This is a genomic window from Sorangium sp. So ce185, assembly GCF_051526825.1.
GTDB lineage: Bacteria > Myxococcota_A > Polyangia > Polyangiales > Polyangiaceae > Sorangium > Sorangium cellulosum_D.
The window spans coordinates 2808386-2823552 of sequence record NZ_CP150316.1; the positions used below are offsets into that span (position 1 = coordinate 2808386).

General features: G+C 73.3%; 14 protein-coding genes. 12 read left to right on the forward strand and 2 right to left on the reverse strand.

Annotation, left to right across the window (positions count from 1 at the left end; genetic code table 11):
• Positions 1-7: 7 nt before the first annotated feature.
• The gene (gene ftsH / locus WMF26_RS10395; RefSeq protein ID WP_438000196.1) at positions 8-1825 is read right to left on the reverse strand and encodes an ATP-dependent zinc metalloprotease FtsH; all 1818 of its coding nucleotides are present in this window, start codon (positions 1823-1825) and stop codon (positions 8-10) included.
• Positions 1826-2031: 206 nt separating this feature from the next.
• Here ftsH and WMF26_RS10400 point away from each other — a divergent pair, with 206 nt between their 5' ends.
• From WMF26_RS10400 to WMF26_RS10410, 3 genes are all read left to right on the forward strand, one after another.
• The gene (locus WMF26_RS10400; RefSeq protein WP_438000197.1) at positions 2032-2556 is read left to right on the forward strand and encodes a hypothetical protein; all 525 of its coding nucleotides are present in this window, start codon (positions 2032-2034) and stop codon (positions 2554-2556) included.
• A gap of 61 nt (positions 2557-2617) precedes the next feature.
• Complete coding sequence (locus WMF26_RS10405) at positions 2618-2860, forward strand: hypothetical protein (RefSeq protein ID WP_020734062.1); 243 nt, start codon at positions 2618-2620, stop codon at positions 2858-2860.
• A gap of 2 nt (positions 2861-2862) precedes the next feature.
• A complete protein-coding gene (locus tag WMF26_RS10410; protein ID WP_438000198.1) occupies positions 2863-3531 on the forward strand; it encodes a sigma-70 family RNA polymerase sigma factor in 669 nt (222 codons plus the stop codon).
• A 63-nt stretch (positions 3532-3594) separates the two neighbouring features.
• Here WMF26_RS10410 and WMF26_RS10415 read toward each other — a convergent pair whose 3' ends face one another.
• Positions 3595-4017: a hypothetical protein gene (locus WMF26_RS10415; RefSeq protein WP_438000199.1), complete on the reverse strand. Its 423-nt coding sequence runs from the start codon at positions 4015-4017 to the stop codon at positions 3595-3597.
• 160 nt (positions 4018-4177) lie between these two features.
• Between WMF26_RS10415 and WMF26_RS10420 the strand changes: the two genes are divergently transcribed.
• The 9 genes from WMF26_RS10420 (at position 4178) to WMF26_RS10460 (ending at position 15101) form a co-directional block, all read left to right on the forward strand.
• Complete coding sequence (locus tag WMF26_RS10420) at positions 4178-4942, forward strand: SDR family oxidoreductase (protein WP_437337000.1); 765 nt, start codon at positions 4178-4180, stop codon at positions 4940-4942.
• A gap of 345 nt (positions 4943-5287) precedes the next feature.
• Positions 5288-5500, forward strand: a complete 213-nt coding sequence (locus tag WMF26_RS10425; protein ID WP_044985703.1) for a (2Fe-2S)-binding protein — start codon at positions 5288-5290, stop codon at positions 5498-5500.
• A gap of 180 nt (positions 5501-5680) precedes the next feature.
• Positions 5681-6151, forward strand: coding sequence for a bacterioferritin (gene bfr, locus WMF26_RS10430; protein WP_020734067.1), 471 nt, complete (start codon positions 5681-5683; stop codon positions 6149-6151).
• A gap of 211 nt (positions 6152-6362) precedes the next feature.
• Positions 6363-7718 (forward strand): sigma-54-dependent transcriptional regulator, encoded by a 1356-nt coding sequence (locus WMF26_RS10435; protein WP_437337001.1) that lies wholly within the window; start codon positions 6363-6365, stop codon positions 7716-7718.
• Positions 7719-8121: 403 nt separating this feature from the next.
• Complete coding sequence (locus tag WMF26_RS10440) at positions 8122-8529, forward strand: response regulator (protein WP_438000200.1); 408 nt, start codon at positions 8122-8124, stop codon at positions 8527-8529.
• Between the two features lie 9 nt (positions 8530-8538).
• Entirely contained in the window at positions 8539-9663 is a 1125-nt protein-coding gene (queA, locus tag WMF26_RS10445) for a tRNA preQ1(34) S-adenosylmethionine ribosyltransferase-isomerase QueA (RefSeq protein ID WP_438000201.1), read from the forward strand.
• On the forward strand, positions 9660-10781 hold the full coding sequence (tgt, locus tag WMF26_RS10450) for a tRNA guanosine(34) transglycosylase Tgt (protein WP_061627576.1): 1122 nt from the start codon (positions 9660-9662) through the stop codon (positions 10779-10781). Before queA ends, tgt begins: the two co-directional genes overlap by 4 nt.
• Before the next feature lie 369 nt (positions 10782-11150).
• Positions 11151-12842 carry a response regulator gene (locus WMF26_RS10455; protein WP_437337005.1) on the forward strand — a complete coding sequence of 564 codons (1692 nt, stop codon included), beginning with the start codon at positions 11151-11153 and terminating at the stop codon, positions 12840-12842.
• Between the two features lie 72 nt (positions 12843-12914).
• On the forward strand, positions 12915-15101 hold the full coding sequence (locus WMF26_RS10460) for a GYF domain-containing protein (RefSeq protein WP_438000202.1): 2187 nt from the start codon (positions 12915-12917) through the stop codon (positions 15099-15101).
• The last annotated feature ends 66 nt before the right edge of the window (positions 15102-15167 follow it).

Consider the following 15167-nt stretch of genomic DNA (forward strand, 5'->3'; position numbering starts at 1 on the left):
GCCCGGGTCACGCGTCGCCTCGCGCCATCATCGCCCTGAGCTCATCGCCGCTCAGGGTCTCGACCTCGTAGAGCCTCGCGGCGATGCGCTCGAGCGTCGCGCGGCGCCCGTGGATCATCGCGCGCGCCCGCGCCTCCGCGTCCGAGAGGATCCGCGCGACCTCCGCGTCGATCTCGCGCGCGGTCGCGTCGCTGCACTCCCGCCCCGCCCCGGACGGGGGCGCGCCCCGCGGCTCGCCGAGGAACGACAGCGGCCGGCGCGGCTCCAGCGCCGAGAGCCCGACCCCCTGGCCCATGCCGAGCTCGCGCACCATGCGGCGCGCGAGCTCCGTCGCGTTGAGCAGGTCGTCCTGCGCGCCGGTCGACAGGTCCCCGACGGCCTCCGCCTCGGCGGCGCGCCCGCCGAGCAGCACGACCAGCCGGTCGAGGATCTCCTGCCGGCTCCACAGGTAACGGTCCTCCCGCGGCAGCTGCATCGTGTACCCGAGCGCCCCTGGCCCGCGCGGCACGATGGACACCTTGCGCACCGGGTCCTGCGTCGGCAGCAGCGTCGCCGTCAGCGCGTGCCCCACCTCGTGGTAGGCGACCACGAGCTTCTCGCGCGCGCCGAGCCGCCGGCCCCGCCGCTCGAGCCCCGCGAGCCCGCGCTCGATCGCGGCCTCCAGGTCGATCTGCCCCACCGCGGTGGCCCTGCGCCGCGCCGCGAGCAGCGCCGCCTCGTTGACGATGTTCGCGAGGTCGGCCCCGACGAGCCCCGCGGTCTGCGCGGCCACGGCGTCGAGATCCACGTCCGCGTCGAGCGTCACCTTCCTCCCGTGCACCGCGAGGATCTCGCGCCGCTCGGCGAGATCGGGCCGATCGACGTGCACCCGGCGATCGAACCGCCCCGCCCGGAGGAGCGCCGGATCGAGGATCTCGGGGCGGTTCGTCGCGGCGATCACGACGATGGCCGCGCGCGCGTCGAACCCGTCCATCTCGGTCAGGAGCTGGTTGAGCGTCTGCTCGCGCTCGTCGTGGCCGCCGACCGAGCCGCCGATGCCGCGCGCCTTGCCGACCGCGTCGAGCTCGTCGATGAACACGAGGCAGGTCCCCTTCTCGCGCGCCTGGGAGAAGAGATCGCGCACGCGCGCGGCGCCGACGCCGACGAACATCTCCACGAACTCCGACCCGCACGCGCTGAAGAAGGGGACGCTCGCCTCTCCCGCGATCGCCCGGGCCAGCAGCGTCTTGCCCGTGCCGGGCGGCCCCACGAGGAGCACCCCCCTGGGCATCCGGCCGCCGAGCTTCTCGTAGCGCTCGGGCGCCTTGAGGAAGTCGACGATCTCGCCGAGCTCGGCCTTCGCCTCGGCGCTGCCCGCGACGTCGCGGAACGTCGCCGTCGACCCGCGCTCCTCGTAGAGCCGCGCCTTGTTCTTGCCGAAGGCGGTCGCGGCGCCCGAGACGTTCCCCGCCGCCGACCGGCGCGACGCGAGGTGGATCATCGCGACCAGCGCGGTCAGGGGCAGCGCCAGCCAGAGATACGGCAGCAGCCCTCGCTCGTCCGCGGCGCGCGTGTACGGGATTCCGCGCCGGTCGAGGGCGGCGAGCAGATCCTTCTCGGTCTGCTCGATGCGCCCCGTGCGGTAGCTCCGCGGCGCTGTCGCGCTGAGGCCGGGCGCCGCTCGCCCGATGTACACGCCGTCCCGGATCTCGACCTCGGCGAGCTCTCCGCTCTCCGCGAGCGAGCGGAACCGCGCGTACGGGATGCGGCTGTCGGACGCCACCACCACCTGAAGGAGCAGCGCCGAGCCGAGCACCAGGACGAGAACAATCCAGAGCGACCGCATGGCTCGCCTCCGCGCGGACAGGCGACGTCACCGGCAAGCCCGGCCAGTCGCCACGGTGCGCCCTGCACGGAGTCTGCCAAGGCGGGTCGTGCACCCTCGAGGCAAGGCGGACCGCTCGACCGATGAAGTTGCGTTACAGGCGTAACAGCGCCGAGCGCGCCCGGCGCGGCGTGGACGCACGGCGCGAACCGATCAACCCTGATCGCATGGGGAGAGCTCTTTTCTTGATCACGGGTCCGCTGACGATGTCTTTGCTCGGGTGCGGCGGGGCTGCGCCACCTCCGGCCGAGCAGCCCGAGCCCGCGCGGCTGGAGGAGCCCGCGAAGGCCGCCGAGCCCGCGCCGGAGGCCGCCCTGGGCGTCGAGGCGCAGGAGGCGGAGCCCGCTCCGGCGACGCCGTCCGCCGCGCCGGCGGCGCCGCGGCGCGACGACTCGGTGCCCGACGACTACGCGCTCATGCACGGCGACTGCGTCGAGCTCGGCAAGCAGCTCACGGTGCTCACGCGCTCGGAGCAGGTCGCGGCGCTGAGCGCCAAGCTGACGCCGGAGCAGCGGGGCGAGACCGAGAAGAGGATCGACGCCGTCGCGGCCACCCTCGGGGAGCAGTACGCGCAGTCGTGCGAGCAGAACGTCGGCAAGCACGTGGATCCGAGGTCGCTCAAGTGCGCGTTCGACGCGCGGAGCGTCAGGGCGTTCGAGGCCTGCCTCAACGCGCCGCCGCCGGCCAAGTGACGCCGCCGCGTCGCGTGCGCCGGATGACGGCGCGCGCGATGCGGATATAATGCGGCCCCGCATGGACGCTTCGCTCCTCGACGACCCCTGGATCGCCGCTCAGGTCGACGCCGCCGTGGCGCCTTACGTGGGTCGCCTGCCGGCGCACGAGGTCGCGTGGATGCGCGAGCAGCTCGCGGAGGTCTTGCTGCACGACGAGGAGGCGATCCGCCTCCTCCGGCGCGCGCACCCGCGCGAGGTCGACGAGAGCGGCGAGCGGGCGTTCGGGGTGCTCGGCGCAGCGGGGCGCGCCAAGGCGGGCTAGCGGTGCGCACTCCGGAAGACCGGCTGCTCGCCGAGGGGCTCGCTCTGCTCCAGCTGGTCGCGAAGCGCGTCGCGCGCCGCCTGGGCCGCCGCATCCCGGTCGAGGACCTCGTCGCGCTCGGGCACCCGGCGCTGCTCGAGGTGGTGCGGACGTACGATCCAGGCCGATCCTCGTTCGAGGCGTACGCCAAGCGGAAGATCCGCTGGGCGATCTTCGACGGTATCCGGCGGGAGACGCGCTGGCGATCCGCGGCGGCGCGGGCCAGCGCGCTGGCTGCGTCGGCGCGGTTCGCGGAGGGGCGGGGGCCGGAGGACGACGCCGACGCGCCGGCCACGCAGGAGGACTACGCCGCGCGGCTCGGCGGCCTGCTCGCCGGGCACGCGGCCGCGATGGCGCTCGGCCTGCTCTCGAACCAGGGCGACGTCGCTGCGGTCGCCGACGCCGCCGACAGCCCCGAGGAGCGCGCCTCTGCCGCCGAGCTCGCACAGGCCGTGCGGCACGCCGTGCGCGAGCTCCCCGAGCGCGAGCGCGCCCTGGTCGAGCGCCACTACTTCGACGACGAGCGCTTCGATCAGATCGCGCAGGATCTCGGGATCAGCAAGAGCTGGGCGAGCCGCCTGCACAGCCAGGCGATCGCGCGGCTGGGCGAGCTGCTCCGCGCGATGCGCTGACGCGCGTGCGCGCCGCTCTCCCACGGGCGCGCCGGCGCGTCGTTCCCCCTCGACGGATGGCGGTTATCGCTGCCGGCTCTGGACCGAGCGGAGGTACGGGGCGCGCTCCTCGTCGGTGACCGGCTCGTTGCTGATCACGCGGTGATCGCGCGGCATGAAGTGAACGAGGCGGACCATCATGTGGTCCTTCACGACGGTCAGCTTCCCCTTGCGGCGGAGCTCCGCGGCCTCCTGGAAGGTCTGCACCTTGGGATCGTAGGCGATCATGTGCAGGTCCCTTCCGAACGGCTCGGGCAGGTCTTCGACCTCGACGATCTTGTAGATGCGGATCCCTCCGCTCTTCTCGGTGGCCGCGACCACGGCGCCGACGACCAGATCCTTGCCGGTCGGATCGGAGGTTTCGGGCACGGGGGGCGCGCGGTCACAGGCCGGCGCGAGGATCAGGATGCCGGCGCACACGGCGGCGGCGAGCGCGATCGACCTCATGGGCGCTGAATAACATCGATGCGACCTGGCGCAAGCGGCTACCGCGCTCGGCGCGGGGGAGCGCGGCGCGCCGCGACGTCGTCCGCCGCTGGGGGGCGGCGCTGTGGTAGACGCGCCTTCGAGACAGTGGCCGGGAGCGATCCCTCGGAGGAATGCGATCATGCGACTCGAGGACACGAAGTTTGTCGTCACAGGCGCCGCCCAGGGGCTGGGTCGCCACTATGCGCTGCGGCTCGCGGAGTCCGGGGGCCAGGTCGCCGCGGGCGACGTGAACGAGGAGGGGCTCGCGTCGCTGGTCGAGGCGAGCCAGGGTCTCCCCGGGAAGATCCACGCGCGGCCCTTCAACGTGGCGGTGGAGGCGGAGGTCGAGGCGTTCGTCCGGTTCGCGCACGGGGCCATGGGCGGCCTGAACGGCCTCGTGAACAACGCCGGCATCCTGCGGGACGGCCTCCTGGTCAAGAAGGACCGCCAGACCGGCGCGGTCGTCAAGCTGAGCGCGGCGCAGTGGCAGGCCGTCATCGACGTCAACCTGACGGGCGCCACGCTGATGGTCCGCGAGGTCGTCGCGAAGATGGTCGAGACCGAGCAGAAGGGCGTCATCGTCAACATCAGCTCCATCGCGCGCCACGGCAACCGCGGCCAGTCGAACTACACCGCCGCGAAGAGCGCGCTCGCGGCGAATACGAAGACCTGGGCGCTCGAGTTCGCGCCGTTCGGCATCCGCGTGGGCGCGGTCGCGCCCGGCATGATCGAGACGCCGATGACGCAGGGCATGCACCAGAAGGCGCGCGACGCCCTGGTCGCCATGATCCCGGTCGGCCGCATCGGCGTGCCCGAGGACATCTGGCAGGCCGTGCGCTTCGTGATCGAGTGCGAGTACTTCAACGGCCGCTGCATCGACGTCGACGGCGGTCTCACGATGTGACCCCGGAGCGGCGGCCCCGGCATCCCGCCGCGTCCCCGCGCGTCCTCGTCGCATCCTCCCCGCGTCCCCGCGCGTCCTCACTCACCGCGCCCCTTCGCTTCGCGCCTCGCCTCCTGGACACCCAGGGCGCTGCCCGGCGGCGTCCGTCGTCGGCCTGCCCCGTCCGGCGGCCCCACGTCTCGCTCCGCCGGCGCCGCCGTCCGGCGCCGGGGGCGCCCGAACCCCGGGAGGCCGAGCCCCGAGCCGGCTCGGCGATCCGCCCACGAAACATTCGCGCTTGACGCGTCGATATTGAAAGCTATGTTCAATATCAACCTACCCGTTAAACGTAGCCGGGGGTTCTGCATGTACGTGTGCCTCTGCATGGGCGTCTGTGATCGAGAGATTCGCGAAGCGGTGAACGAGGGGGCCTGCTCCGTGGCCGAGGTGATGGAGTGCACGGGGGCCGGCACGCGGTGCGGCTCCTGCCAGCCGACGATCGCCAAGCTCGTCGGCGCGGGCGAGCCCGTCGCCGCCCCGCGCCGCCTGACGATGGCGCCGGTCTCCAGCGCAGCCTGATTCTCTGGATCGACGCTGCGCTCCGGTCTCTCCGGCGGGGGATCGGCGACCTTTCCTTAGAAATTTCTTGCGCACTTCCGTGGACCTTGCGCATTTGACCTGGGCGCTGGCGCTCCCGCCGGCGCCTCCTCGCCGTGGCAGGCGGGGCGAGCACGACAGGCACGAGCGCGAGAGGGTCCGATGAAGGGTGCGAAAGATGTCGTCGACGCGTTGAACGAGGTGCTCGCGGCGGAGCTCGTCGCGATCAACCAGTACTTCCTGCACGCGAAGATGTGCGCGCACTGGGGCTTCGTCACGCTCGCCGCGCGCGGCCGCGCCGAGTCGATCGACGAGATGAAGCACGCCGATGCGATCATCGATCGCATCCTCTTCCTGGAAGGGCTGCCCAACCTGCAGCGCCTGGACACCCTTCACATCGGGCAGACCGTGCCGGAGCAGCTCAAGAGCGACCTCGAGCTCGAGTACAACGCGGTCAAGCGGCTCAACACGGCGATCGCCCTCTGCCGCGACAAGGGGGATCGCACCTCCGAGGAGCTCCTGGCCAAGATCCTCGAGTCCGAGGAGGAGCACATCGACTGGCTCGAGACGCAAATCGGCCTAATCGAGAAGCTTGGCGAGACCGCCTACCTGTCCCAGCAGATCCGCGAGTAGGGTAGGGTGGGGCTCGGCCCCCCCGCACCGACGGCGCACCCCGCGCGCGTTCTGGCGGCGGAGGCCGCGCTTGACGTACGATACTCTGGACGCATGTCCAAGGCGCCGCGGACGACCGCGCTCGCGCGGTTACGCGCCGGCTCGGTGCGTCGGCCGTGATCGTCGCGCCGCGCTCGTCCCTCGAGGAGGATGAGCGCGGCGGGGGAAATCCATGTCGAAGATTCTTGTCGTCGATGACCAGCGGAACATGCGGACCACGCTCGCGATGATGCTGCGTGGCGCCGGGTACGAGGTCGATGAAGCGGGCGACGGCAGCCAGGGCGCCGACCTGGGCGCCAAGGGTGCGTACGACGTCGTGCTCACCGACCTGCGGATGGGCGGCTTCGACGGCATCGGCGTGCTGCGCGCGGTGAAGGAGTCGAACGCGAACACCGAGGTCATCGTGATGACCGCGTACGGCACCATCGAGAGCGCGGTCGAGGCGATGCGGCTCGGCGCGTTCGACTACATCCAGAAGCCGTTCTCGGAGCAGGAACTCCTCGTGAAGGTGGAGCGCGCGATCCAGAACCGGAAGCTCACCGGGGAGGTGCAGCTGCTCGCCAGCGAGTTCAAGGAGCGCTACCGGTTCGAGAACATCGTGGGCCGCTCGCAGGCGGTCCGCGAGGTGCTGGGCCGGATCGTGAAGGTCGCGCCGACCGACGCGACGGTGCTCATCACCGGCGAGAGCGGCACCGGCAAGGAGCTGGTCGCCAAGGCCATCCACGCCAACAGCAAGCGCGCCGATCGCCCCTTCGTGCCGGTGAACTGCGCCGCCATCAGCGAGACGCTCCTCGAGAGCGAGCTGTTCGGCCACGCGCGCGGCTCGTTCACGGGCGCGATCTCGGCGAGGAAGGGCCTGTTCGAGGAGGCCGACGGGGGCACGTTCTTCTTCGACGAGATCGCCGAGACCCCGCTCACCTTCCAGGCGAAGCTGCTCCGCGCGATCCAGGAGAACGAGATCCGCCGCGTGGGCGAGAACAAGCCCATCCACGTCGACGTGCGCATCATCGCCGCGACGAACCAGGAGCTCCTGACCGCGGTGGCGGAGAAGCGGTTCCGCCAGGATCTCTACTACCGCCTGAACGTCGCGCGCTTCGTGCTCCCGCCGCTGCGCTCGCGGCGCGAGGACATCCCGATCCTCTGGGAGTTCTTCCTGGAGAAGTACAACCGGAAGATGGCCTGTCGGGCGCGCGCCGCGGACGGCGTCATCGAGGCGCTGACGCAGTACGACTTCCCCGGCAACATCCGCGAGCTCGAGAACATGGTGGAGCAGGCGGTGGCCCTCTCGGGCGGCGGCGTCATCAGCGTCGACGACGTGCTGCCCGCCGCGGTGCAGCCGAAGCGGGCGCCCGAGGGCGGCAGCCGGCTGCTCGCCGACGTCGTCGACTGCGCCGAGCGCCAGGCGATCGAGGCCGCGCTGCGGGAGTGCGACGGCAGCCGGGAGCGCGCCGCCGAGGTGCTCGGGATCAGCGCGACCACCCTCTGGCGCAAGATGACCCGCCTGACGATCACGTACCCGCCGGGCTGAGCAGCCCCTCCGCAGCCGTTCTGCCGTTCCCGACGACCAGGCTCGACAGCACGTTCCCTCAGGGTACAGCGGAACTCCGTGGACCCGACTGAGCAGGCCAGTGCTCACCTGGCTGAGCAACGTTCTGCCCACCGGGCTCAGCCAGCGTGTGCCTGTCCGCGGTTCGACCGGCACGTACGGCCAGGCTGAGCAACAGACCTGACTCGCCAGCAAATCAGGGCAGCTAGCCCACGTTGGCTTGCATCTTTGCAATGGCGCAGGGTCGGGATTTGCCTTAGTGCAATGAGGCAGCCGATGTAGACTGTGCGCATCTGTTTCACTTCGGCGTCGGCAACCGCAACGCGGTGATTCGGCAGCTTGGCCCGGCAATTGCTAACCCCTGAACCGATAGGCGTAGTCATGGTTGGCGGCGCTCGCCGCAGGAGGACGCTTAATGGCCCGCATGCTGATCGTGGACGGTGAGAATTCCCAGCGTCGCGCTCTTTCAGCTGGGCTAAGCGTCGAGGGGTTCGAGGTCGTCTTCGCCGCCTCGTTCCAGGATGCGCTGCGCATCCTCGGCGCCTCCCCGGTCGACGTGGCGATGATCGACCTGATGATGCCGGACCTGAACGGGCTCGAGCTCGCCCGTAACATCCGGCATGCCTTCCCGAGGGTGCGGGTCGTGCTCTCCAGCCCGTATCACCTCTCCGCGCGCCAGGTCGAGCGCGCCGACTGCGGCGCCGTGGCGTTCGTCCCGAAGCCATACAAGGTGGGCGAGATCTGTCGCTTCCTGCGCGCCAAGACGAACGTGCTCACGCCCGCGCCGTGCTAGTAGCGCGGCGTGCGCTGCGAGCTGCTCGACTACGAACTCCCTGAAGCGCTCATCGCGTCGCGGCCCCCCGAGGAGCGCGACGGCGCCAGGCTCCTCCTGGTCGACCGCGGCCGCGAGGCCGGCGAGGTCGAGCACGCCGCGATCCGCGATCTCGACCGGTACATCGAGCGCGGCGCGCTCGTCGTCGTCAACGACACGAAGGTCGTACCCGCCCGGCTGTTCGGCAAGAAGCGCGGCACCGGAGGGCAGGTCGAGCTTTTCCTGCTGCACCGGCTGGACGAGGCGCCCGACGGCGGGGAGGGGACCGCCGGCCAGCCGTGCGACGGCGCGGCGCGGCCCGAGCGCTGGCGAGCGATGGGGCGCGCGTCCAAGCCGATCCGGCCGGGCGCGTTGCTCGATCTCGAGCGCGACGGGGCGCTGGTCGCGGAGGTGCTGGAGCGCGCGGACGACGGCGTGCTCACGGTGCGGCTCTCGTCGCCGGCAGGGCTGTCCGTCGCGGCCGCGATCGACGCGTACGGCCACGTCCCGCTCCCGCCCTACCTCGGCCGCGGCGACGACGCGTCCGATCGCGAGCGGTACCAGACCATCTTCGCCCGCGTCCCGGGTGCGGTCGCCGCGCCCACCGCGGGCCTCCACCTCTCGCCCGGGCTCGTCGAGCGGCTCCGCGCGAACGGGGTCGAGATCGCGAGCGTCACGCTGCACGTCGGCCTCGGCACGTTCCAGCCGGTCACGGTCGACGACCTCGACCAGCACCCGATGCACGTCGAGGTCTACTCGGTCCCCGAGGCGACCGCCGGCGCGGTCGCGGCCGCGCGCGAGCGCGGCGCGCCGGTGGTCGCGATCGGCACCACCGTGGTGCGCGCGCTGGAGAGCGCGGCCGACCCGGCGCGCGAGGGCCTCGTGCGGGCGCAGTCCGGGGAGACGCGCCTCCTGATCCAGCCCGGCTACCGGTTCCGCGTCGTCGACGGCCTGCTGACGAACTTCCACCTGCCGCGCTCGACGCTGCTCGCGCTGGTGTTCGCCTTCGCCGGCCGCGAGCGCGCGCTCCTCGCGTACCGCGCGGCGATCGAGGCCCGCTACCGCTTCTACTCTTATGGAGACGCCATGCTGATCCGCGGCGCGAGCGCGCCATGAGCCGGACGCCCGGCTTCGCCTTCTCCGAGCTCGCGCGGGACGGTCACGCCCGCACGGGCGTGCTCTCCACGCCGCACGGCGACGTGCCGACCCCGACGTTCATGCCGGTCGGCACCCAGGGCAGCGTGAAGACGTTAACCCCCGCCGAGGTGGCCGCGACCGGCGCGAGGATCGTCCTCGGCAACACGTACCACCTGTGGCTCCGCCCCGGGCCCGAGCTCGTCGCGCAGCTCGGCGGGCTGCACGCGTTCACGCGCTGGCCGCACGCGATGCTCACGGACTCCGGCGGTTTCCAGGCCTTCTCGCTCGCCGAGCGGCGCACCCTCGTGGAGGACGGCTTCGTGTTCCGCTCGCACCTCGACGGCGCCCGCAAGGCGCTCACGCCCGAGGTCGCGATGGAGGTGCAGGGGCTGCTCGGGGCCGACATCGCGATGCAGCTCGACGTGTGCCCGCCCGGCGGCGCGCCGCTCGCGGAGGTCGAGGAGGCGTGCCGCCTGACGACGCGCTGGGGGAAGCGCTGCCTCGCCGCCAAGCGCCCCACCCAGGCGCTCTTCGGCATCGTTCAGGGCGGCACCTCGGTCGCCCTGCGCACGGCGCACGCGGACGAGCTCGCGGCCCTGCCGTTCGATGGGCTCGCCCTGGGCGGCTTCTCCGTGGGCGAGCCGATCGCGCTGATGCACGAGGCCGTCGCGCAGATCGCGCCGCGCCTCGATCCGTCGCGCCCCCGCTATCTCATGGGCGTGGGGACGCCGCTCGATCTCGTTCACGCGATCGGCGCCGGGGTCGACATGTTCGATTGCGTGCTCCCCACCCGGAACGCCCGCAACGGGCAAGCGCTCACGCAGCACGGCAAGATCGTCATCAAGCAGGCGCGCTACAAGGACGACCGATCGCCGCTCGACCCGACCTGCGCCTGCCCGACCTGCGCCGGGGGGTACAGCCGCGCGTACCTCCGGCACCTCTACATGGCGGGCGAGATCCTGGTGCTGCGCCTGCTGACCGAGCACAACCTGCACCTGTATGGCCGCCTGATGCGCGAGGCGCGCGCGGCCATCGCCGAGGGGCGGTACGCGGCGTTCGCCCGCGCGTGGCTCGGCGCGCGCGATGCCACCGAATAACCGGGCAACCGAGCAACCCGGTGGCCGAGCGACCGCGGGATCGAAAGCCGCCTACATCGTCTCCATGGTCTCTGGACGCGCTCCTGGCGCGGCCGCGGGGGATCGCGCGGAGGGCGCAACGTCCGCGCTGCCCGGGAGGGTTCCGAGCTACCATGGGCGGATGGTGAGCCCTCGCCTCCGGCGTGGCGTCGCGCGCCCGCAGCCGCGCGCGCGGGGCCACGCCTCGGCCGCGCTCGACCCGCCTGTAGGCCCGAGGCGCCGGCGCACGAGCCCCAGCCGGCCGCACCCGCCGAACGGCCGCCGTCGCGCGCGGACCGCGTGCTTGCCCGCGCATTCCTCGTCCATTAGCCTTCGGACTCGGCCCGCGGAATGACGCAAGACGCCAACAAGAAGCCGCTCGGACGCATCCTCCTCCAGCAAAGGGCGGTCACCCAGCCCCAGCTCGAACAAGCGCTCCTCGAGGCGCGCGCGAAGGGGGTCCCCCTCGCCACGAACCTGATCGAGAGCGGCACCGTCTCCGAGGTCGCTGCGCTGAAGGCCCTCTCCGAGCAGAGCGGCGTTCCCGGCATCGACCTCAACCAGGTCTGCATCAAGCTCAGCGACCTCTCGATCCTGCCGCGCGAGATCGCCGCCAAGCACAAGCTCCTGCCCGTGCTCGTCCGCGAGGATCGCATCCTCGTGGCCATGGCCGCGCCCGCCGACAAGAAGGTGATCGACGAGCTCGAGTTCGTGACGGGCAAGCGCGTCTTCCCGTACATCGCGCTCGCAGGCCCCCTCGTGCGGACCATCGCGGCCGCTTACGACATGAAGGAGCAGGGCGAGCCGTTCTTCGTCGGCGCCAAGTGCCCGCCCGAGGTGCTGAAGCGGGCCGGGCTCGGCGCCACGTCGGCGTCGTCCGCGCCGGAGGCGCCGCCCGCGCCCGCGCCCGCGCCCTCTCCTGCGCAGCCGCCGCCGCCGCCGCGCCGGCCTGCGTCCGCCGTGCCGCCGTCGACGGTCGCCCAGGCCCCTGCCGCTCCTGCGCCCGCGCCCGCGCCCAGCGCCGCCCCGCCGGCGAAGCCCGCGCCGGAGCGCCCGCGCGACGACGCCGAGATCTCGTTCGCCGATCTGACCGACGAACCGAGCCCGCCCGCTGCCCCGTCGCCGGCCCGCATCTCCTCGGCGGGGCCCCCGCTCGTCGTCGACGACGCCATGCGGAGGGCGGCGGCCGCCGACGAGCTGACGGACACCGATTTCGGCACCGCCGATCGCGATCTGTCCGTGGTCGAGTCGCTCCCGGGCGCAGGCAAGGCGCCGCAGGGCGATCAGACCACGATCCTCGTGGTCGACGACGAGCCGGAGATCCGGAAGCTGCTCCGCCGCATCTTCGAGGAGCGCGGGTACCGCGTCGAGGAGGCCGACCGCGGGCTCCTCGCGCTGCGCATGGTCAAGGAGAATCCGCCCGACGTGATGATCCTCGACGCCATGCTGCCCGAGGTGCACGGCTTCGACATCGCCCGCCGCATGAAGGGCACCCAGCGCTACGGCCACATCCCGATCATCATGATCTCGGCCGTCTACCGCGGGTGGCGGTTCGCGGAGGACCTGAAGTCGAGCTACGGCGTGGAGGCGTACATCGAGAAGCCCTTCCGCGTGGCCGACGTCGTCGCCGCCGTGGAGAACGCGCTCCAGGCGCGCTCGATCCGCGGCGATCAGGACCGGATTTCGGCCGAGGCAGAGCGCCTCCTCGCCGCGGGGATCGCGGCGTACCGCGCGGGCGATTTCGACAAGGCCGTGCGGCACCTGCGCGAGGGCACGGCCATCGATCCGCTCGCGTACCGGCTGCACTTCCACCTCGGCCTGCTCTACGGCAAGCAGGGACAGCTCTACGACGCCATCCAGGAGCTGGAGACGGCGCTGCACATCAACGGCAAGCACTTCCCGGCCCTGAAGAACCTCGCGGTGCTCTACCAGAAGGCCGGGTTCCGCAACAAAGCCATCGAGACGTGGGAGCGCGCGCTGGGCGTCGCGCCCGATGACCCGACGCGGCAATCCATCAAGGAGCACCTGCTCGGATTGCTCTGACCGTCTAGCCCATGTCGCCCACGGCCAAGCTGTCGTAGACTGCGCCGATTCCACCGGCAGGCGCGTCCCTGGATGAAATTCATCTGCGATAACTGCAAGGCCAAGTACCAGATCGGCGACGAGAAGGTCGCCGGCAAGATGGTGCGGATGCAGTGCCGGCGATGCGGGCACCTCATTCAGGTGAGCGCGAGCGTCACCGAGAGCTCCGTGGCGCGGGCTCTCCCGGTCGAGCCGCCGCGCGCGACCGACGACGCGCAGCTCGCCCCCCCGAGCGACGAGGCTCCGGCCGCCGGGCTCGGCGCGACGGTGGCCGACGCCGGTGCCGCGAGCGCGCCGAGGCCGCCGCCCGCGTCGTCGCGGGGCCAGGGCGCTGCGCCGGCGCCGCCCCGGCCGGCGTCGCAGGCCCTCCCGCGCCCTGGGGGCGCGCCTCGACCTCCGGCGGCGCCGCGCGCCGCGCCCGGGCCGGTGTCGGGTCCGCTCCCTGCGCCCGGGGCGCCGACGCCCGGGACGCCCGCGCCCGCCGTGCCGCGAGCCGCCCAGCCCGCGCCCGCCGCGCCGCGGGCCGCCCAGCCCGCGCCCGCCGCGCCGCGGGCCGCCCAGCCCGCACCCGCCGCGCCGCGGGCCGCCCAGCCCGCGCCCGCCGCGCCTGCCGGTCCGGCCGCGCCCGCCGCGCGGGCGGAGCCTGCGCCGGCCGCAGCGGCCGCCAGCGCGTTCACGCGATCGATGTCCAACGACCGGCCGCTCGGGAAGGCGCCGGCCGTGCGCGCCACGGCGAGCGAGGACTGGTACGTCGGGGTCGGCGGGGTCCCGCTCGGCCCGGTGCGGCTCGCCGTCATCCGCGAGAAGGCGCTCGCCGGCGCGGTGGACGGCGACTCCCTCGTCTGGCGCGAGGGCTTCGACGAGTGGCTGCCCCTCAAGAACTTCCCGGAGCTGCTCGAGATCGTCACGCAGGCCCAGACGACCCGCGTGTCCGCGCCCGCACGCCGCACCAGCAGCACGGGCTTCGCCGCCGTTCAGCCGCAGGTCCCTCCCTCGGCGAAGGCACCCTCGTCGTCGAGGGTCCCCCCGCTCGCTGCGGCCGCGCCCGCGCGCTCGGCGGCGCTCGAGCCGGAGGCCCCCGGCCTGAGCGAGAGGTCCCCCGCGGTCGCCGGCGCGGTCGCCGCCTTCACCGCGGCGGGGACGCCGGCCGCGAGCGCGCCGGCGACGTCCGCCGCGAGCGCGCCGGCCGCGTGGCCCGACGTCTCGGGCGGCGCCGCGCGCGCCCACGCCGCGGGCCCCGCGCCGGTCGAGGTGCTGGCCGATCCGTTCGCGGCCGGGCCGGCGGCCGCCGGCCCGGCGGCCGCCGCCGCGCCGAGGTCCGACCTGGCGCCGCCCGCCTCGGCCGACGTCGCTCGCGCCGCGGGCGGCCTGGCCCTGGGCGGTTCGCCGTCCGCGACGGTGGCGGCGGGCGGCGTGGCCGTGGGCGGCTCGCCGCGCCCGACGGCGGCGCCGGCCGGCGCGCTCTCCTCCGCGGAGCCCGCGCCCCTCGTGGCCACGCCCGCCAGCCTGGTGGAGACGGTCGCGCCGCGGCGGCGCTCGGGCATGAGCCCGCTCGCCTACGCCTTCATCGCCATGGCGGCGGCGTTCGGCGGCGTCTCCGCCTACGTCCTGCTGTCGCCCAAGCCGCAGACCACCGTGCAGGTCGTGACCGCGCCGCCGAGCAACCCGGTCGATCTCCCCACGGCCGCCCCGCCGCCGCCGCCCAGCGTCGAGCCGGAGGCGCCGCCCCCCGCCGAGGTGCCCTCTGCCAGGCCGGAGCCCGCCTCGCCCGGCAAGCCGGGGGCCGTGGCGAGCCAGCGACCTGCGCCGGAGAAGCCGGTCGCCTCCGCGACCGGGGCGCAGCTCGACCGGTCCGGGTTCGGCGCCGGGGTTCCCGGCCCGACGTCGGGGCCGGGCAGCCAGGGCGCCGGCTCCAGCCTGACCCCGCTCTCCCAGGGGGAGATCTCCGGCGTCGTCGAGGCGAACCGGCCGAGCGTCCGGCGCCACTGCTGGCAGCCTGCCCTCGACGCGCGCGACCGCAACGCGTCCACCACCGCCCGCGTCTCGGCCTCCGTGGTCATCGGCGCCTCGGGCGCCGTCCAGTCCGTCTCGGCCGGCGGCTCGGAGAAGGACTACCCCGGCCTGGCGAGCTGCATCGCCTCGCGGATCAAGTCCTGGCGCTTTCCGCCCTCCTCGGGCTCCACGCCCGTGACCATCCCGTTCGTCTTCGCGGCCCAGTGAGCGCACGCGGGGAGGGGAGGCCGCTCCGCCGGGGCGCAGCGCTTTACGCATGCCCGGGCAGGCGGT